The following is an 18526-nucleotide window of genomic DNA, read 5'->3' on the forward strand; positions in this document are numbered from 1 at the left end:
ACTGGACTGCTTTCAGCCGCAGATGGGAGCGATAGGGAAAACCCTGTGCGAGGGGGGAGGGGTCAGCGGAGGATCCAGCCCGAGTCGTACGTCCGCGAGCCGACCCGCGCCTTGATCCACACACCGCGCTTGCCCGCGTGCACGGTCACGGGTCCGGTGGGGCGTTTCTTGTTCTTCGCCCACTGCCCGGCCCAGGGGCGAATCTGGACGGACGCCCTGCGGACCTTGTTCGTCCCGGCCTTCTCGGGCACGAGCACGGCACACACGTACCGGCTGCCCTTCCGGTAGACCTTGATGGTCCCCGCGTCGAACGTCAGCGTCCGCACCTTGCGCCCGCCGCACCCCGGGGCGGCCGCCTCGGCGTTCCCCGTCGGCCCGGCCAGCGTCAGCAGCCCGGCGGCCGTCAGCACGGCCAGTCCGAGCGCCATCGGCCGACGTATCCCACGCCTGCTCACTGCTGCCCCTCCCGCCACACGCCCGTACTGATGTACGGACGCACAACCCCCCTCGAACGGTTGCGCGCTCAGAGCGACACGCTACGAGGGACCCCTACGGCTTCAGCACCGGCTCGCCCACGAAGGTGCGCCACAGCTGCGCGTACTGTCCGTCGCGGGCCAGCAGTTCATCGTGGGTGCCGTCCTCCGCGACGCGGCCGTGGGCCATGACGACGACGCGGTCGGCGCGGGCCGCCGTGGTGAGGCGGTGGGCGACGACGAGGGTCGTACGGCGGCCGGTGAGACGGTCGGTGGCCTGGTTGACCTGGGCCTCGGTGGCCAGGTCCAGGGCCGCCGTCGCCTCGTCGAGGAGCAGGATGTCGGGGTTCACCAGCTCCGCGCGGGCCAGGGCGATCAGCTGGCGCTGGCCGGCGGAGAGGTTGCGGCCCCGTTCGGCGACCTCGTGGAGGTAGCCGCCGTCGAGCGTGGCGACCATGTCGTGGGCGCCGACGGCCCGGGCCGCGGCCTCCACCTCGGCGTCCGTGGCGTCGGGGCGGCCGTAGGCGATGGCGTCCCGGATCGTGCCCTGGAAGAGGTACGCCTCCTGCGGGACGACGCCCAGCCGGTGACGGTACGAGGTCATGTCGAGGTCACGCAGATCGGTGCCGTCGACGGTGACCCGGCCGCCGGTGGGGTCGTAGAAGCGGGCGACGAGCTTGACGAGCGTCGACTTGCCGGCGCCGGTCTCGCCGACGAAGGCGACGGTCTGGCCCGCGGGAATCGACAGCGCCACACTGCTGAGGGCCGCTTCGGCGCCGTCGGAGGAGGCGCCGTCGGAGGAGTGGTACGCGAAGTCCACGTCCTCGAAGGTGATGTCGCCGCGCAGGGACAGCACCTCCAGGGGTTCGGGGGCCGCCTTCGTCGACGTCGGCTCCTGGAGGAGTTCCTGGATACGGCCCAGGGAGACGGTGGCCTGCTGGTAGCCGTCGAAGACCTGGGAGAGCTGCTGGACGGGGGCGAAGAAGAGGTCGATGTAGAGGAGGTACGCCACCAGCGCGCCGGTGGTGAGGGTGCCCGCGTCGACCCGGTGGGCGCCGACGATCAGGACGGCAGCCGCCGCAGCCGAGGACAGGAACTGCACGAACGGGAAGTAGAGCGAGATCAGCCACTGGCCGTGGACCCGGGCCCGGCGGTAGCTGTCGCTGCCGGCCGCGAACCGCTCGCCGCCGTCGCGCTCGCGCCGGAACGCCTGCACGATCCGCAGCCCGGCCACCGACTCCTGCAGGTCCGCGTTGACCACGGACACCCGCTCACGGGCCAGTTCGTACGCCTTCACGCTCGCCCGGCGGAAGAAGACCGTGCAGACGATCAGCGGCGGGAGCGTGGCGAAGACGACGAGGGCGAGCTGGACGTCGAGCACGAGCAGGGCGCCCATGATGCCGAAGAAGGTGACGACGGAGACGAAGGCCGTGACCAGGCCGGTCTGGAGGAAGGTCGAGAGGGCGTCGACGTCCGTCGTCATCCTCGTCATGATCCGGCCCGTCAACTCCCGCTCGTAGTAGTCGAGTCCGAGGCGCTGGAGCTGGGCGAAGATCTTCAGGCGGAGGGAGTACAGGACGCGTTCGCCGGTCCGGCCGGTCATGCGCATCTCGCCGATCTGCGCCGCCCACTGGGCGACGACCGCGAGCAGCCCCAGCAGGGACGCGGCCCAGACCGCGCCGAGGGCCGCCTGCGAGACGCCGTCGTCGATGCCGTGCCGGATCAGCACGGGCAGCAGCAGGCCCATGCCCGCGTCGACGGCGACGAGGGCCAGGCTGAGGGTGAGGGGCAGCCCGAAGCCGCGCAGCAGCCGCTTGAGGCCGTACGACTTCTCCGGGGCGACCGCGCGGGCCTCGTCGATGCCGGGGGTGTCGGTCGCCGGGGGCAGCGCCTCGACCTGGGCGAGGAGCTCGGGGGTGGCGGGGGTGCCGGCGAAGGCGGTGTCCCGGGGCTCCCGGTCGCCGGTCCACAGCCGGGGCGTGATGCCGCGCTCGGCGTCGAACTCGGCGTCCAGCTCGTCCCGTATCGAGTCGCGTCCGCAGGAGTCCTCGGGGGCGTGCGCCGGCCGGACGTGCCCGGGTGAGACGCCGCCCAGCTCGTCGGGGTCGGTGAGGAGGCGGCGGTAGAGGGCGGAGCGGCGCTCCAGCTCCTCGTGGGTGCCGATGTCGGCGAGGCGGCCCTCGTCGAGGACGGCGATGCGGTCGGCGAGGTTGAGGGTGGAGCGGCGGTGGGCGATGAGGAGGGTGGTGCGGCCCTCCATGACGTGCGTCAGCGCCTCGTGGATCTCGTGCTCCACGCGGGCGTCCACGGCCGAGGTCGCGTCGTCGAGGACGAGGAGGCGCGGGTCGGTGAGGATCGCGCGGGCGAGGGCGACGCGCTGGCGCTGGCCGCCGGAGAGGGTGAGGCCGTGTTCGCCGACCTTGGTGGCGTAGCCGTCGGGCAGCTCGGCGATGAACCGGTCCGCCTGGGCGGCCCGGGCGGCGGTCTCGATCTGCTCGTCGGTCGCGTCCGGGCGGCCGTACGCGATGTTGGCGCGGACCGTGTCGGAGAAGAGGAAGGAGTCCTCGGGGACCAGGCCGATCGCGGCGCGCAGCGAGTCGAGGGTCAGCTCGCGGACGTCGTGGCCGCCGATGAGGACGGCGCCGCGGGTCACGTCGTAGAAGCGCGGGAGGAGGAGGGAGACGGTCGACTTGCCGGAGCCGGAGGAGCCGACGACGGCGAGGGTCTCGCCGGGGCGGATCTCGAAGCTGAGGCCGTCGAGAACGGGGCGCTCGGAGGCGTAGCCGAAGGACACGTCGTCGAACTCGACGGTCGCGGGCGCGTCGGCGGGGAGGATCTTGGTCCCGTCCTCAAGCGTGGGCTCGGTGTCGATCAGCTCCAGGACGCGCTCGGTGCCGGCCCGGGCCTGCTGGCCGACGGTGAGCACCAGGGCGAGCATGCGGACGGGTCCGACCAGCTGGGCGAGGTACGTGGAGAACGCGACGAACGTACCGAGGGTGATGTGGCCCCGGACGGCCAGCCAGCCGCCGAGCGCCAGCATCGCGACCTGCCCGAGGGCGGGGACGGCCTGCAGGGCGGGGGTGTACCTGGAGTTGAACCGGATGGTGCGCAGCCGCCCCGCGAAGAGCCGGCGGCCCACTTCGCGCAGCTTCCCGGTCTCCTGTTCCTCCTGCCCGAACCCCTTCACCACGCGTACGCCGCTGACGGCGCCGTCGACCACGCCGGCGACGGCGGCGGCCTGGGCCTGGGCGTACCAGGTGGCGGGGTGCAGCTTGGTGCGGCTGCGCTGGGCGATCCACCACAGGGCGGGGGCGACGGCGATCGCGACCAGGGTGAGCGGCAGGGACAGCGACGCCATGATCACGAGAGAGATCAGGAACAGCAGGATGTTGCCGATGGTCATCGGCAGCATGAAGAGCAGACCCTGGATCAGCTGGAGGTCGCTGGTGGCGCGGCCGACGACCTGCCCGGTCGACAGCTCGTCCTGCCGCCGCCCGTCGAGGCCGGTGATCGTCCCGTACATCTCCGTACGCAGGTCGTGCTGGACGTCGAGGGCGAGGCGGCCGCCGTAGTAGCGGCGGATGTAGGTGGAGACGTACACGAGGAGGGCGGCGCCGATCAGGGCCGCCGCCCAAGGGGCCATGTCCCTGGTCCTGTCCCCGATCACGTCATCGATGATCACCTTGGTGATCAGGGGGACCAGCGCCATCACCGCCATACCGGCCAGGGACGACCCGAGGGCGAGGATCACGTCCTTGGGGTACCGCCAGGCATATCCGGCCAGTCTGCGCGCCCAACCTCGGTCGCCCCCCTGTTGCGCTACCACGCCGGTGCCCTCCGTTCGTCCTGGTCTCCGCAAGACACCAACACGGAGGGCCACGGATTTCATCCCGCCGCAACAATCCGGGGCACGGCGTCCCCCTCGTCGAGAAGCCGCGTCACGCCCGCGCCGGGGCGCGTCATCCGCCCGCGGCGTCCTCGGCCTCCCAGCGCAGCAGGTCGCCCGGCTGGCACTGGAGCACCTCGCAGAGCGCGGCGAGCGTCGCGAAGCGCACCGCCTTGGCGCGGCCGTTCTTGAGTACCGCCAGGTTGGCGGGCGTGATCCCGACCCGTTCCGCGAGTTCCCCCACGGACATCTTCCGCTTGGCCAGCATCACGTCGATGTCGACGGCGATCGGCATCAGATCACCTCGTCCAGCTCGGCCCGCAGCCGCGCCGCCTCGACGTCGCGCGTGACGGCCTGGGCGAGCAGCATCCGCAGCACGAGCACGATGAGCGCGACCCCCAGGATGGCCAGGCCGATCCCGCCCATGATGACGGTGACGCCCGGGTCGTCCCGCTGGCCCGGGGCGTTGAGGGCCGTGACCGCGAACCACACCAGGGCAGCCGCCACGATCGCGCCGATCACACCGTCGACGTACCGGAAGGCGGCGTGGGAGAACACGGTTCCGCGTCGCACCATGGTCACCAGCCGCCATACGCAGACCAGGGCGACCTGGGCCGACGCCATGCCCAGGATCGTGATCAGGCGCAGCGGGGTCAGCGGGAGCGACCCGTCCTCCGGGTCGGTGGCCAACGCCCACACCATCAACGCCTGCACGCACACGGTGCCGGCGAGCACCACCGCGAGCACGGCACGCAGCGCACGCACTGTCAGCTTTCCCATGGCCCACCCTTCCATCGAGTTGCGATGGGAATCTATCGAAACTCGATAGGTTGCACAAGGGGTGGGAGGGAGCGGGCAGGGTGGGCGGCGGTTTCGCCCGCGGTGGCCCTACGCCGGGGCCTCCGCCCGTTCCTCGGCGGCGACCCCACGTTCCTCCGCCGGGTTCTCGTCCCGGCTGAACAGGCACACGAAGGCGCACGCGGCCGCGATCGCCGCCGCGACGTACCAGTTGGCGCCCGGTGCGTCCCAGGAGAGGGACAGGTCGAACAGGACACCCGCCAGCAGCGAACCGATCATGTTGCCGGCGCTGCGGAAGAAGTGCATCGCGCCCATGGCCTTGGCGAGGCGGTCGGCGGGGACCTTGCGGGCGACCCAGATGTCGAAGGAGGGGACGAAGAGGATCTCGCCGAGGACGACGGTGAGGCAGCCGACGACCACCCAGGGCGCCGTGCGGCCCGCGCCGAACGCCGTGAACGCCACGACCATGCCCGCCAGCCCCAGCGCCATCACCGCACCCGGACGCAGGTGCTTGATCAGGAACTTGAACAGGGGGTACTGGAGGACCAGCACGGTCAGGCCGGTGATCCAGAAGGGGGCGGAGGGCGCCCACCCCGACGCGTACTCCTCCATGTGCAGCGGGATGCCGACCATGAAGCCGATGGAGAGGAACCAGAAGACGGCGGAGAGGAGGAAGTAGCGGGTGGCGCCGCGGACCTCGATGCCCTTGAAGACCGCCGTACTGAACAGCGGGGCCCGTTCCGCCGGCCGGTCCGGCGTCTGCCCGAAGCCGTCCCTCGGGATGAACGCCGACGCCGCCAGGCAGAAGCCGATGAAGATCGCGAAGACGACGGAGAACAGGGTGCGCAGGTCCACGTCGGCGAGGAGGCCACCGGCCAGCGCGCCGCCGAAGAGGCCCACCTGGGCGGACATCTGGAACGTGGAGAAGGCCTTCGGGCGCTCGTCGTCGGGGTACGAGACGAGGACGTTCTTCAGGCCCGGGAAGGCCGTGCCCGAGCCGAGGCCGATGAAGAGGGCCAGCACGCTGTACACGACGACACCGCTGCCGAAGCCCATCAGGCCCAGCGCGACCGCCTCCGTCGCGGTGCCCGCGAACACCGCGCCCCGGATGCCGATCCGGGCGGCGACCCCCTCGTAGAAGAAGGTGGCGGCGAGCCGGCCGACGTACGTCATGCACATCACGACGCCGGCCCAGAAGCCGCTGTCGGTGCCGCCGAGGGAGGCGACGAGGACGGGGAACCAGATGAAGTTCCCGATGTGGGCGAGGAAGATACCGGCGTTGACGCCGATCAGCGCCCGCCTGCGTTCGATGGTCACGCGGCCATTCCCTTCGGGTCGGTCACAGCATGGGGTGCGCGCAGGGCGGCTATCGCACGGGCGAGCGCCGGGCGGTCGAGGTCCGTGCCCCGGACGACCGTCCTGACGGGCAGTGCCGACAGGGCGCGGTCGGGGGCGGACGCGTGCAGGAGGTTGTACGTGGCGGGGGCGCCGACGCTCAGCGGGTGCGCCCCGGTCGTCCGGCCGCTCAGCTCGTCGAAGTAGCGGCGGCCGCCGACCGTGGCCTGGTGGCGCAGCATCCCGTCCAGTGCGGGGTCGTCGCCGCGCAGCAGGTCCAGCTCGCTGAGCAGCGAGTAGCCGTGGTAGGCACCGGTGTTGCCGGAGTCGGTGCCGACCAGGAGGTCGCCGCGGCGCAGCGCGGCCAGGGCGTTGCGGCGCATGTCGGCGAGGGCGGCCGTCCGGGTCTCCTGGACGCCGTACTCGATGCCGTACGGCTTCTCGATGCCCCGGACGAAGTCGAGGTTGCGGACGTCCTGGGTCTCGGCGAAGCCCTCGCGGCCGTACTCGGCGAGGAACTCCTCCCCCGTCATGATCATCGGCCGGAGCCCGGCGAGGGTCGACACGAACCGCGCCCCCTCGAACTCCTTCCAGTCGACCTCGTCGAGGGTGCGGTCGCGCACGGTGTGGGCGAAGAGGCGGAAGCCGCACTCGTACGCCCAGCGGGTCTCCTGGAGGGTGTTGCAGTCGATGACCGCCGTGACGCCGCGCTCGGCCGCCATCCGGGCGGTGAAGCGCAGCACCCGCTCGGACAGGCGGGAGAACCGGACCGGGCTGCCCGGCTGTTCCGTGCCGTCGGTGAACATCACCTTCAGGAAGGTGCCGCCGCGTTCGGCGTTGGCGCGCAGGGCGTGGTCGAGGTCGGACTCGACGGCCAGCATGTACACCGGGGCCGGGAACTCGACGCCGTGGCCGGTGCGGCCCGCCGCGTCGGTCGTCGCCGTCACCGCGTAACCGCAGTGCGTGATCTCCGGGTATGGCCACGGGGAGGCCTCCCGGCCGGCCGCCCAGGCGTCGGCGGACAGCGGGAAACCGAACATGTCCACGACGTGGGTGACCCCGTGGTACAGGTACTGGAGGGCCACGATCCGGGGGTCCTCGACCGTGTCGTCCCAGTTCGCGGGGAGCGAGACATGGGCGTGGGTCTCGGTGTATCCGGGCCAGAGCTCGTGTTCGCCGCCCCGCCGGGGGCCGGTCCTCTCGATACGGGTGAAGACCCCGTCCCCGGTCGTGACGTCGAAGACCGCCTCGGGGTCGAGGGCCGGGACGGCCACCCCGTTCAGGGTGACCGTCCCCTCCTGGCCGCGTACGGCCTGGCTCATCGGGCCACCTCGACCTTCAGGCGCAGGTCGATGGCGTCCAGGGCCTCCTCGTTGCGCTTGTTGACCTCGTCGCGGTCGGCGCCGGTGAAGATGATGTGGCCGATCCAGTCGAAGTTGCTCTTGGAAAGACGGCTGACCTCGACGCCGGGCTTCTTGTACGCGAGGGCGCTGTGGAAGCCGGGCAGGTCCTTCAGACCGTCGAAGCCGATGGACTCGACCGTGCCGGCGACCGGGGAGCCGAACCAGTGGCCGCCCGCGATGGTCTCGCCGGGGAAGGGCAGTTCGGGGCGCTCGCCGAGGGCCTGGCGAATGACCTCCAGGTAGGCGTCGACGCCGGAGCTGATCTGCATCAGGCTCGGCACGATGCCGCCGATGAGCCGGCCGTTGACCTCGCACAGCACCGGGCCGTCCGGGCCGAGCAGGAACTCGGTGTGGATGAAGCCGAAGTCGACGCCCAGCTCGTTCAGGACCTTCGTGGTCATCTCGAACAGCTCGTCCTGGAGCGGGTGTCCGGTGAAGTACGTGGCACCCATCTCGATGAAGTGGGGGAAGCCGCTCAGCGGGCGGTCGGTCAGCCCGAGGTTGACGACCTCGCCCTCGCCGAGCACGCACGACTCCACCGAGATCAGCTCACCGGTGACGAACTCCTCGATCAGGATGTCCGGGATACGGACGACGCCGCGCCCGTAGTCGACGACCTCCGCCAGCTCGGCGAGGTAGGCGTCGAGGTCGTCCTCGTCCTTGAGGTGCAGGACGTGCAGGCTGGCGGTGCCGTCGGACGGCTTCACCACACACGGGAAGCCGATCTCGCGGACGGCCGCCTCGACCTTCGTCGGGTCGGAGACGTGCGCGAAGCGCGGCTGCCGGATGCCCTTGCCGTCCAGCGTGAGGCGGGTGAGGTGCTTGTGGCGGGCGTTGCGGGCGCCGTCGACGCTCATCCCGGGCAGGCCGAGCGCCTCGGCGACGGCGGCGGTGTGGACCGTGTGGTACTCGCTGTACGTGGTCACCCCGTGGACCGGGCGCTCGGCGTGGAGCTCGCGGGCCAGGGCCGTCAACTCCTCGATGGAGAAGGCCTTCTCGCTCTTGATGACCTGGCAGTTGGGGTGCGCGTAGGCGGCCTCGGTGAGCGGGGAGACGGCGAGGTAGAAGTCGGGGTCGACCGAGACGAGGGTGACGTCGTGGCCGAGGTCGAGGGCGTTGGCGATGCCGGCCATGCCGTTCGGGTTGCATTCGATCATGAGGATGTGCACGGGGACTCCTTGGACAGGCGTGGATTGGCTTGTGGGTGCGATCAGTTCGTGGGGCGGCCGGCGGAGGCCGTCGACGTCGTCGACGCGCGGTCCAGCGCTTCCAGTACGGCGGGCAGGTCCAGGCCCAGCGCGGCCATGACCTCCTCGTGGTCGCCGCCCTGCGAGGGCCAGCTCCGGTCGGCGCTCACCGACGTGACCCGGCAGGACGGCAGCAGCAGGGCCAGCGCTTCGGCGACCCCGCCCTGGCCCCGGTGCTCCTCGACCACCACGAACCGCGCGTGGTGGCGGGCGAGTTCGGCCGCGGCTTCGGTCAGGTGCTCGTGGTCCAGGTAGACGAGGTGCGCGTGGGCGGTGCCGGGCACGGCCCGCCGGGCGGCGAGGGCGAGGCGGGTGCCCTCCTCGCCGACGGAGACGAGGCACACGTCCTCGGGTCCGGCCCTGAACTCCCAGTTGACGAGGGGCAGTTCGTCACCGAGCGCCGGGAGGGACTCGTAGGTGGCGTTGCGTCCCGTACGGATGTAGTGCGGGCGCCCGGAGCGGACCGCCTCCCGTACGACCGCGCGCATCTCGGTGTCGCCGTACGGGGCCGCGATGGTCACGCCCGGCACGCTGCGCAGGATCGCCAGGTCCTCCAGGCAGTGGTGGGTGGTCCCGAACCAGGCGCCGGAGACACCGGCGTACGGCGCGACGACCGTGACGCCGGCGGCCAGGTAGCCGAGGGTCAGCTTCAGGCTCTCGGCGGCGCGGAGGGCGGCGAACGGGGCGAAGGTGCTGACGAACGGCTTGTGGCCGCCAGCCGCAAGACCCGCAGCCATGTCCACCATGGCCCCCTCGGCGATCCCGAGGTTGAGGAAACGCTCCGGGTGGGCGGCCTGGAAGGGGTGTCCCTTGCCGCCCAGATCCGCCTCCAGGCAGACGATCGTGTCGTCGGAGGCGGCGAGCCGGGTCAGCTCGTCCCGGTAGGCGTCACGGCCGGAAAGGGTCACCGGCCGCTGGTCGGTGAGGGGCGCGGGCCCTGCGGGGGCGTCGGGCCGCTCGTCGGTGAGGGGCGCGGGCCCTGCGGGGGCCAAGGGCCGCTCGTCGGTGAGGGGCGCGGGCCCTGCGGGGGCCAAGGGCCGCTCGTCGGCGGAGACGACAGGCCCCCCGTCGGCGGAAACGACGGTCCGCTCGTCGGCGGAGGCGACAGGACGCGTCCCGGCGCGAAGACCGGGCCGGGCGCCCGCCGTGCCCTGTGGCCGCTCGCCCGCGAGGGCCCCGGCCGCGTCGCCCGACGCGGTCTCGGGCACTCCCGCCGGCAGAACCCCGGCCCGCTCGTCCGTCAGGCTCATCGGATCGCTCGCTTCCACTTGGCGGCGCGCGCCTGGTCGATGGTCACGTAGTGGCAGCCGGGCTTGCCCTCGACGGCTCGGACGCCCTTGCCCTTGACGGTGTCGGCGACGACGGCCAGGGGCTTGCGGGCGGCCGAACGGTCCTCGGCCAGCAGGTCGGTGAGGGCCCGCAGGTCGTGGCCGTCCGCCTCCGTCACGTCGAACCCGAACGCGGCGAACCGCTCCGCGAGCCGGGGCAGCGGGGAGATGTCGGCGACCATGCCGTCGTTCTGGCCGCCGTTGCGGTCGACGACGAGCACGAAGTTGCCCAGTTGCTGCGCGGCGGCGACCTGGCAGGTCTCCCAGACCAGGCCCTCCTGCAGTTCGCCGTCCCCGGCGACCGCGACGCCGAGCCCGTGCCGCCCCCGCAGCCGCTGCGACAGCGCCCACCCGGCGGCGTACGGGACGCCGTGGCCGAGGCTGCCGGTGGGAAAGCGGACGCCGGGCACCTTGGGGCCGGGATGGCCGGTGTAGGGGTGGCCGGCGAGGCCGTACAGCGGGGCCGGGTTCTCCGGCAGGACCCCGCTGACGTGCAGGGCCGCGTAGAGACCGGCGGCCGCGTGGCCCTTGCTGAGGACGACCTCCGTGCCGTCGCCGGCGGAGGCGCGGTGCAGTGCGGCGATCAGGATGTCGAGGACGGAGAGGCTGCCGCCGAGGTGGCAGCCGCGCGGGCTCGCCGCCATGTCGACCACCAGCCGGCGGGCCCGGACGGCACGTTCGGTGAGCGTGGCCACCAGGCCGGCCAGGTCACCGTCCCCGACCCGGGGTTCTTCGAGTACGGCCGTGGTCATCGCCGGCTCCCCTCGGGCAGGTCGGACAGGGCGAACCACCGGTGGACCGCGTCGGCGAGCAGGGTGCGGGCGGTGCGGTACTCCATGGGGTCGATGCGCTCCTCGTCGGTGTGGTCGAGCGCGGAGTCGCCGGGCCCGTACGCCACCATCGGCACGTCGTGCCAGGTGGTGGCCAGCGTGTTCATGTCGGACGTGCCCTTCTTCACCACGAAGCGGGGGCGGATCCCGGCCTGGGCGAAGGCCCGGGTGAAGACCTTGACCAGGGCACTGGACCGGCCTCCGGCGTGCCCGGGGGTGGCCCGCAGCACCTCGACGCGTACGTCGTCGTCGGCGTGGCCCAGCGCGGCGGCCTCGATCGCCTCCACGTCGGCCTTGGGCGGCACCCGGAAGTTGAGGATGCCGGTGGCGGTGCCGCGCTCCCGCCCGTTCTCCACCCGGACGTCGATGACCGCGCTGAGCGCGTCCGGCGCCTGGGCGAGCACCGACGCCCGGATGCGGCCGAGGACGTCGATCAGGTGGTCCGGCGCGGACACGGCGTCCATCCCCGCGGAGTGGCCGCTGGCCACGGAGGCGGTCACCCGGAGCTTGAACAGCCCGAAGTAGCCGAGGGTCAGGGTCCCCGAACCGCTGGGCTCGCCGATGACGACGGCGTCGGCCGGGTACCGGTCGCGGACGTGGAAGGCGCCCTTGGAGGAGGAGATCTCCTCCTCGACCGCGCCGACCACGCACAGCTGGGCGTCCTCGGGGATGTCCGCGTGGGCGAGCACCTCCAGGAAGTTCGCCAGACAGCCCTTGGCGTCGACGCTCCCCCGCGCCCACAGCTCACCGTCGCGCCACTCGGCCGGCCAGTGGTGCGGGACCGTGTCGAGGTGACCGAGGAGCAGGAGCCGCCGGGGCCCGTCGCCGCGCGTGGCGACGAGGTTGCCCGCCTCGTCCACATGGGCGTCGATGCCGCGCTCCCGGCACCACTCGGCGAGATACGCGGCGAGTTCGGCCTCGTCCCGCGAAACCGACGGCACGCACGCGATCCGGGTGAGCAGCCCGAGGTCGGCCGCCGGCTCCTTCGTACGCCAGAACCGGGTCCAGCCGGACGGCTCGCTCATCGTGTGCGGGCCGGTGATGGCGACGTCCGCGCCGCTGTCCTTCATGGCGATCTCGGCGGCCCGTACCTTCTGCCGCATCCTGCCGCCCGCGTACTTCGCGCCCTCGCCCGGATAGGCGTCGTACAGCGTCGAACCGGGGACGGCCGGGTCGGTCAGCAGCCCGGCGGTGCCGGTGACCAGCCGCAGATGGTCGGCGCCGAGCGCGCCGGTCAGCACGGCGGCGAGCACGTCGGCGTCCACGTTCAGCGGCGCCCCGCCGGCCGGGTCGGCGACCGGCGGCGACAGGCAGACGACGTCGTACGCCTCCAGCAGCGCGGTCAGCCCGTCGACGTCGACGTCTGTCGGCACGCCGGCCCGGTGATCACGCACCACCAGGGTGCGTCCCTCGCCGGACACCGCCTTGAGCGGCCGGTTGGCCCTGCCGGTGACGAGCCCGCCGCGCGCCGCGACCGACGTGAACACCCGCAGCCCCAGCGCCCGCAGCTCCCGCTCCACGGCGGGCAGGGTCACCCGCTCGTAGGCGTCGACGAGATGCGTCATCTCCTCCGGCGGGCAGTACCGCACGGAGTCCCCGTTGGCCAGCCGCAGGTGCGGCATCGGCCGCCCGATCGCCTCGTAGTGCCGCTCGATCCCGGTCGCCCCACCCGCGACGAGCAGGACGCGGGCGCCACGGGCCACCAGGTCCGCGAGCTCCTTGTGGATACCCCCGCGATCGAGGGTGGCACTGCCGGCCTTGACGACGTAGAGGGGCCGGACGGACCGGACGACGGGGCGGGAGGAGACGGACACGGGCGAATCCTGCGGGGCCGAGGTGGTGGGCGGGGTCGTGGTGGTGGGCGGGGTCGTGGTGGTGGGCGGGGTCGTGGTGGTGGGCGGGGTCGTGGTGGTGGCGATGGCCGGGGCCGAAGCCGTGCCCGGGGCGGTGGCCGAGGCCGGGGCGGTGGCCGTGCCCGGGGCCGAAGCCGTGCCCGGGGCGGTGGCCGAGGCGATGCCCGAAACCGGGGCGGTGGCCGAGGGGTTGGCCAAGGCTGTGGCGTTGCCCGTGGCGGTGGCCCCGGGCTGAGCCGAGGCCTCGCCGGCCGTCTGCTTCTCGATCGTCTGCTTCTCGATCGTCTGCTTCCTGACCGTGTGCTTCTCCGCCGTGCCCTCGCCGGTCGTGTTCCGCGTGCCGAGAGGCGACGCGCCGCTGCGCGCGCCCCCCGTCACCGGCCGGTCCAGCCGCGTCGTCATGGCGACACCGCCGTCGTCGGCAGGCCGGCCGTCTCCTCGAAACCGCTGATGAGGTTCATCGCCTGGACAGCCTGTCCGGCCGCGCCCTTGATGAGGTTGTCGAGGGCGGCGACGGCGACGACCTGGCCGCCCTGGACCGCGATGGCGACCTCGGCGACGTTCGAGCCGACGACCGCCTTGAGCATCGGGAAGTCCTGCGGAGCCTTCGGCGCCGGGCGGACCCGGACGAACGGCTTGCCCACATACGCCTTGGCGTAGGCCCGCTTGACGTCCAACGAGGTGACGCCGTCACGGAGTTCGGCGTACGCGGTGACCAGGATGCCCCGGGCCACGTCCAGGCTGTGCGTGGAGAACCGGAGGTCCACGGCCGCGCCGGTGAAGTCGGCGATGGCCTGCCGGACCTCGGGCGCGTGCCGGTGCCCGTACAGCTTGTGCACCCGGAAGTTGCCGGTGCGTTCGGCGGGCGGCTCGTTGCTGCCCCGTCCGCCGCCCGTGGACCCGGTCTTGGCGTCGACGACGACCCGGTCGGTGGCCAGCGGCGCGGCCCCGGCGAAGAGCGGGTAGAGCGCGTAGATCGTCGTGACGGCCATGCAGCCGGGCAGGTTCACGAACCGCCCGTCCGGTACCTCGGCGCTCAACTCCGGTACGTAGTACGCGAAGTCCTCCAGCGGCGGGTGCTCGGCGGTCTTCGGGTAGTGCGCGCGCACCTCGTCCTCGGCCCGCAGCCGGAAGTCGCCGCCCAGGTTCAGCACCCGCTTGGCGTGCGCCGAGATCAGCGGCAGCCGCTCGGGCAGCGCCCCGGTGGGCAGACAGCCGAAGGCGACGTCGACGGGGTCGATCTCCGCCAGCTCGGCCAGCGGCCGGAACTTCAGCCCGCCCGCCTTCGGGTGGTTGCGCAGCCACGGGTGCACCGCGCCGATGGCGGCACCGGCGGCCCGCTCGGCGGACAGGAAGGCGAGTTCGACGTGCGGATGCTCCAGGAGGAGCCGGATGACCTCGCCGCCGGTGTATCCGCTGGCGCCGACGACGGCGACGCGGATCCTCTCGCCGGAAGGATTCGAAAGACCGATGTCAGCCAAGGCGGGCCGCCTTCTCGTACGGCCGCACGTAGTCGCGCTCCTCGACGAGCTTGCGGATGGCGTCCGGGCGGCGGGCGACCTTGCGGAAGGCGTCGGCGTAGCGCAGGATCCGCTCGTACTCGACCGGGGAGCGCAGCTCGCGGCAGAGGACGAGGGTGGAGTCGAGCATGCCGAGGGTGACGGGGAAGTCCTGCGGCCGGTGGTCGCGCACGGCGCCCGGGTTGAGGCTGAACGGATAGCCGTTCCCGAACCCGTCCCGGTGCTGGAAGGGCAGATGGCAGGGGATGGGCGTGTTCTGCCACTCCCGCGCCGGCACGCCCTCCGCGACCAGCAGCTCGTGCGCGGCCTCCTTGACGGCGTACACGGGCAGGTCATCGAGGCCGACGGCCTCGGGGTGCAGGGTGATCCGGTACATGTTGTACGCGTGGACGTGCCCGTCCGGCACGTGCGGCGGCGTGAACAGCCCGGTCTCGTGGAGGGCCTCGCCGAGCAGCGCGGCGTTACGGGCCCGGATCTCGTCGTAGTACGGCAGCCGCTTGAGCTGGCTGCTCCCGAAGGCGGCGGCGACCCAGGACATCCCGTAGTCGATGCCGTGCTCGGAGAGATAGGCGACGGCCCGCTCGTACGACTCCTCCTCGGCGAAGAAGGCGATGCCCCCCTCCCCGCCCAGCGGGAAGTTCTTGTCGGCCATCAGGCTCTGCCCGGCCGCGTCGCCGAAGGATCCGGCGACCCGGTCGCCGATCTTCGCGGAGTGGGCGTGGGAGGCGTCCTCGACGAGGGCGATGCCGTGCCGGTCGGCGAGGGCGCGCAGGGCGGGAACGTCGGCGGGCAGACCGTGGACGTGCACGGGCATGAGCGCCCGGGTCCGCTCGGTGATCGCGGCAGCGGCGGCGGCCGGGTCCATGCAGTAGGTGACCGGGTCGACGTCGACGAAGACCGGGATGGCGTGGGCCGCGACGACCGCCTGTGCGGTGGCGATGAACGTGAACGCCGGCACGATGACCTCGTCGCCCGGCCGGACCCCGGCGCCCACGAGCGCCATGTGCAGACTGGAGGTACCGCTGGCCGTGGGCAGCGCGTACCCGGCGCCCACGTACGCCCGGTAGGCCTCGGCGAAGTCGGCGACGACCTTCTCGGGTGCCTGCCGCTGGGCGAGCATCAGGTTGAACACGTCTTCCTTGGTGATGACGGGGAAGAGCGTGCGGCGGAGCGCCTTGGGGATGATCTCGCCGCCGCCCAGGGCGGCGAGTTCGTCGTCGAGGTCCGCCGGATTCGGCAGCGGCAGCGGCGAGTTCGGGAAGTCGGTGATCATGACTGGGTCGCTCCGGAGGTCGCGGCGGGCCGGTGCTGTGCCGCCTGGGTCTGTGCCGCCTGGGTCTGTGCCGCCTGGGTCAGGGCCATCCGCACACAGGCGGCGACCAGCGGGCTGAGCCGGTAGTTGAACTGCACGCCGGGTACGAGGTCGGCGTCCGCCTCCTCCTGCGTCCACATCGTGCGCAGGTCGTAGGCGCCGAAGATCTTCAGCCGCTCGGCGCGGGCCCACAGGCGCGGGTCGTCGGTGAGCACGGCGGCGGCCGGGCCGAAGCCGAGGCCCGACAGGTCCACGACCAGCGCCGGCGCGGTGGCCCCCGCGACCAGCTCGCCGAGCCGGTCGGCGTTGGCCGGGTCCAGCGCGATGTAGTCGTAGGCCACCGGCCCGTCGTACGACGTCACGGTCACGCCCAGCCAGGCCAGGAACGCGGCGGTCTCCGCGTCCGGCTCCGCCAGCGCGACGCTGTCCCCGTGGCCGATCCCCTGACCGGCCAGCGCGGCGTGTATCGCCCCGGTACGGCTGTTGAGCAGGACGGCTTTGCTCCGCCTCGTCTTCTTCGTCAGCAGTCGTTCCAGACCGGGCAGCTCCCGGTCACTCTTCTCGATGCTCATCACCACGCCCGACGTGAGGACGCGGGTGAGCACGGTGGCTGTGTCGAACAGTTCCATAGGAGGTCGGGCCTCTTTCCGTGGAGAGGGGAGGTGGTTCCTCGGGCCGGTTGTCCGGCCGCGGGTGGGTGGGGGCTCGTCGGTCAGTTCCCCGCGCCCTGGAAGGGCCGCAGGCCCTTTCGAGGGGCGCGGGGAACTGCGCGAGCAACCACGACGAACCCGCAGACGGGGGTCGAAGGGGCGCAGCCCCTGGGGAAGGGACGGGTAGGGGCGGCGGGGGCGAGAAGAAGGGGCGCCCATCGGCTAGGCGGCGGCCGGCACACCCAACTGCTCAGCCACATACGCCGCGTAAAGCCCCGCCACATCCACCCCGTGCATCGCGGAGGACTTGGCGAACTCCGGATTGGCGTTCACCTCGAGAACCAGCAGCTCCCCGGCGACCCGGTCCTCCACGAGGTCCACCCCGTAGAACCCGGGCCCCAGCACATCCACCACCTGCTGGCACAGTTTGTCGATCTCGGCGGTCACCTCGACCCGCTGCACACGGGCCCCCAGATGCGTGTTCGTCCGCCAGTCCTCCGACACCCGCTGAATCGCCACCACGGGCGTCCGCCCCACCACCACGACCCGCAGATCGTGCCCCGGCTTGTCGACGTACGCCTGCACGACGACGGGGAACAGCTTCCCGGTCGCGTCCGCGGACTCCCGTCCCCCGGCCCACGCCTCGACACACTCCGCGTTGGCCATCTTGGTGACCCCCCGCCCCCACGACCCGCTCACCGGCTTGACGACGGCCGGCATTCCCAACTCGTCGACAGCTGACCGCACTTGGTCGTAGCTGAAGGCATGCCGGGTGACCGGATGCGGAATGCCGTGACGTGCGAACAGCAGCGACTGGAGCCCCTTGTCGTTGCACGCCTCGATGACGGAGGACCGGTTGAGGGTGGTCACCCCGGCGTACTCCAGCCGCCGGGAGACGCTGACGGCGTCCCGGTGGGACAGGTTGCGGATCACGGCGAGCGCGGGCGGGCCGCCGGTGCGGCCCGCCACGACCTCGGCCAGATCCTCCATCAGCAACGGCCGGGCCGTCAGCCCCTCGGCCCGCAGCGCCCCGAGGAGCAGCTTCTCCTCGGGCCGCAGCATCGTCACCGAGAGCAGGACCTGCTCGGCGGTCGTCACTCGCCCCAGTCCTCTTCCACCTCGGGGGCGAGGTCCAGCCGCGCCCCGGCGGCGGACTTCTCGACCACCTCGTGCTCCTGGCCGCAGGCCGTGCACTCGGTGATCTCCCCCTTTTCCCAGTCGTCCTGGACCTCGAATTCGGTGTCGCACACCAAGCACTTCGGTGCGGCGATGGCGGTGGTCATTTCCTCGGACTCCCTCGTTGATTCAATACGAAACAGACATGCCGGAACTCATGAACCGGCAGGCGGAATTCACCGGACGTCGAATGGACATCGAAGGGACATCGATCCGGCCGGACGGCTCCCCCCTCAACCGCCTTCTTTGCGAACCCACACACTCCCGCCCGCCGCCTGACGACCCGTCACCCCCGGTCGTCCGGGCGAGTGCCGCAGAAGCGCCGCGCGCACGCCACATGAGCGCTGCGTACGCGTCGGGTGAGCACTGTGCGATCGCCGCGCGGGCCTTACGTGCGATTTACGTCGGCTTTACGCGCGTTGATTCGGGCCGGTGTCCCGGCTCAGGGCCAGCCGGGGTCGCCCGGGGCGTTGGACGCCTGGGCGTTGGCGACCGTGGTGCGGTCGGCCGTCTCGGCGGCGGCAGAAAGGGTCAGCACCGCGGCGGCGACAAAAGCGAGCGCCCCGGCCAGTCTGCGCATGTAGTTCATTTCCCGTACCCCCCAGAAGAATTCTCGGACTTGCGGCTCTTCGCCGCTGTCCACACGAAGAGCATGCCGTGGACCGCCGGTTGCCGGAAGCGATTGAAGGGGTCATGATCGTGCACTGCAGGATTC

Annotated in this window: 16 protein-coding genes; all 16 read right to left on the reverse strand. The window is 72.1% G+C overall.

Features of this window, described 5'->3' with window-relative positions; all coding sequences use genetic code 11:
* Positions 1-62: 62 nt before the first annotated feature.
* Entirely contained in the window at positions 63-428 is a 366-nt protein-coding gene (locus OG202_RS18215; RefSeq protein WP_327729612.1) for a hypothetical protein, read from the reverse strand.
* 121 nt (positions 429-549) lie between these two features.
* Complete coding sequence (locus OG202_RS18220; protein WP_328223134.1) at positions 550-4299, reverse strand: ABC transporter ATP-binding protein; 3750 nt, start codon at positions 4297-4299, stop codon at positions 550-552.
* A 133-nt stretch (positions 4300-4432) separates the two neighbouring features.
* Positions 4433-4654: a helix-turn-helix domain-containing protein gene (locus OG202_RS18225; protein WP_326582643.1), complete on the reverse strand. Its 222-nt coding sequence runs from the start codon at positions 4652-4654 to the stop codon at positions 4433-4435.
* A complete protein-coding gene (locus tag OG202_RS18230; RefSeq protein ID WP_326582642.1) occupies positions 4654-5139 on the reverse strand; it encodes a DUF2975 domain-containing protein in 486 nt (161 codons plus the stop codon). The genes OG202_RS18225 and OG202_RS18230 overlap by 1 nt, the downstream gene beginning before the upstream one ends.
* 108 nt (positions 5140-5247) lie before the next feature.
* Positions 5248-6474 (reverse strand): MFS transporter, encoded by a 1227-nt coding sequence (locus OG202_RS18235; protein WP_326582641.1) that lies wholly within the window; start codon positions 6472-6474, stop codon positions 5248-5250.
* Positions 6471-7814, reverse strand: coding sequence for a hydrolase (locus OG202_RS18240; RefSeq protein ID WP_328223135.1), 1344 nt, complete (start codon positions 7812-7814; stop codon positions 6471-6473). Before OG202_RS18240 ends, OG202_RS18235 begins: the two co-directional genes overlap by 4 nt.
* Positions 7811-9064: an ATP-grasp domain-containing protein gene (locus OG202_RS18245; RefSeq protein WP_326582639.1), complete on the reverse strand. Its 1254-nt coding sequence runs from the start codon at positions 9062-9064 to the stop codon at positions 7811-7813. The genes OG202_RS18240 and OG202_RS18245 overlap by 4 nt, the downstream gene beginning before the upstream one ends.
* Positions 9065-9105: 41 nt before the next feature.
* A complete protein-coding gene (locus OG202_RS18250; RefSeq protein ID WP_328223136.1) occupies positions 9106-10392 on the reverse strand; it encodes a transketolase family protein in 1287 nt (428 codons plus the stop codon).
* Entirely contained in the window at positions 10389-11222 is an 834-nt protein-coding gene (locus tag OG202_RS18255; RefSeq protein ID WP_328223137.1) for a transketolase, read from the reverse strand. Before OG202_RS18255 ends, OG202_RS18250 begins: the two co-directional genes overlap by 4 nt.
* Positions 11219-13555, reverse strand: coding sequence for a M20/M25/M40 family metallo-hydrolase (locus OG202_RS18260; RefSeq protein ID WP_328223138.1), 2337 nt, complete (start codon positions 13553-13555; stop codon positions 11219-11221). Before OG202_RS18260 ends, OG202_RS18255 begins: the two co-directional genes overlap by 4 nt.
* Complete coding sequence (gene argC, locus OG202_RS18265) at positions 13552-14634, reverse strand: N-acetyl-gamma-glutamyl-phosphate reductase (RefSeq protein ID WP_327729604.1); 1083 nt, start codon at positions 14632-14634, stop codon at positions 13552-13554. The genes OG202_RS18260 and argC overlap by 4 nt, the downstream gene beginning before the upstream one ends.
* Positions 14627-15946 carry a DegT/DnrJ/EryC1/StrS aminotransferase family protein gene (locus tag OG202_RS18270; protein WP_326582634.1) on the reverse strand — a complete coding sequence of 440 codons (1320 nt, stop codon included), beginning with the start codon at positions 15944-15946 and terminating at the stop codon, positions 14627-14629. The genes argC and OG202_RS18270 overlap by 8 nt, the downstream gene beginning before the upstream one ends.
* Complete coding sequence (locus OG202_RS18275; protein WP_327729603.1) at positions 15943-16614, reverse strand: DegT/DnrJ/EryC1/StrS family aminotransferase; 672 nt, start codon at positions 16612-16614, stop codon at positions 15943-15945. Before OG202_RS18275 ends, OG202_RS18270 begins: the two co-directional genes overlap by 4 nt.
* A gap of 243 nt (positions 16615-16857) precedes the next feature.
* Positions 16858-17733: a RimK family alpha-L-glutamate ligase gene (locus OG202_RS18280; protein WP_326582632.1), complete on the reverse strand. Its 876-nt coding sequence runs from the start codon at positions 17731-17733 to the stop codon at positions 16858-16860.
* Positions 17730-17918: a lysine biosynthesis protein LysW gene (locus tag OG202_RS18285; protein WP_326582631.1), complete on the reverse strand. Its 189-nt coding sequence runs from the start codon at positions 17916-17918 to the stop codon at positions 17730-17732. Before OG202_RS18285 ends, OG202_RS18280 begins: the two co-directional genes overlap by 4 nt.
* Positions 17919-18253: 335 nt before the next feature.
* Positions 18254-18400 (reverse strand): hypothetical protein, encoded by a 147-nt coding sequence (locus tag OG202_RS18290; RefSeq protein WP_326582630.1) that lies wholly within the window; start codon positions 18398-18400, stop codon positions 18254-18256.
* Between the last annotated feature and the right edge of the window lie 126 nt (positions 18401-18526).

Origin of the sequence: Streptomyces sp. NBC_00310 (assembly GCF_036208085.1) — a bacterium.
Classification (GTDB): domain Bacteria; phylum Actinomycetota; class Actinomycetes; order Streptomycetales; family Streptomycetaceae; genus Streptomyces.

Excerpts from the sequence above, each read along its gene's own strand:
- OG202_RS18270 (WP_326582634.1), bottom strand. The coding sequence starts at position 15,946 with ATGATCACCGACTTCCCGAACTCGCCGCTGCCGCTGCCGAATCCGGCG.
- OG202_RS18285 (WP_326582631.1), bottom strand. The coding sequence starts at position 17,918 with ATGACCACCGCCATCGCCGCACCGAAGTGCTTGGTGTGCGACACCGAA.
- OG202_RS18250 (WP_328223136.1), bottom strand. The coding sequence starts at position 10,392 with ATGAGCCTGACGGACGAGCGGGCCGGGGTTCTGCCGGCGGGAGTGCCC.
- OG202_RS18240 (WP_328223135.1), bottom strand. The coding sequence starts at position 7,814 with ATGAGCCAGGCCGTACGCGGCCAGGAGGGGACGGTCACCCTGAACGGG.
- OG202_RS18230 (WP_326582642.1), bottom strand. The coding sequence starts at position 5,139 with ATGGGAAAGCTGACAGTGCGTGCGCTGCGTGCCGTGCTCGCGGTGGTG.
- OG202_RS18255 (WP_328223137.1), bottom strand. The coding sequence starts at position 11,222 with ATGACCACGGCCGTACTCGAAGAACCCCGGGTCGGGGACGGTGACCTG.
- OG202_RS18260 (WP_328223138.1), bottom strand. The coding sequence starts at position 13,555 with ATGACGACGCGGCTGGACCGGCCGGTGACGGGGGGCGCGCGCAGCGGC.
- OG202_RS18275 (WP_327729603.1), bottom strand. The coding sequence starts at position 16,614 with ATGGAACTGTTCGACACAGCCACCGTGCTCACCCGCGTCCTCACGTCG.
- OG202_RS18215 (WP_327729612.1), bottom strand. The coding sequence starts at position 428 with ATGGCGCTCGGACTGGCCGTGCTGACGGCCGCCGGGCTGCTGACGCTG.
- OG202_RS18225 (WP_326582643.1), bottom strand. The coding sequence starts at position 4,654 with ATGCCGATCGCCGTCGACATCGACGTGATGCTGGCCAAGCGGAAGATG.
- OG202_RS18290 (WP_326582630.1), bottom strand. The coding sequence starts at position 18,400 with ATGAACTACATGCGCAGACTGGCCGGGGCGCTCGCTTTTGTCGCCGCC.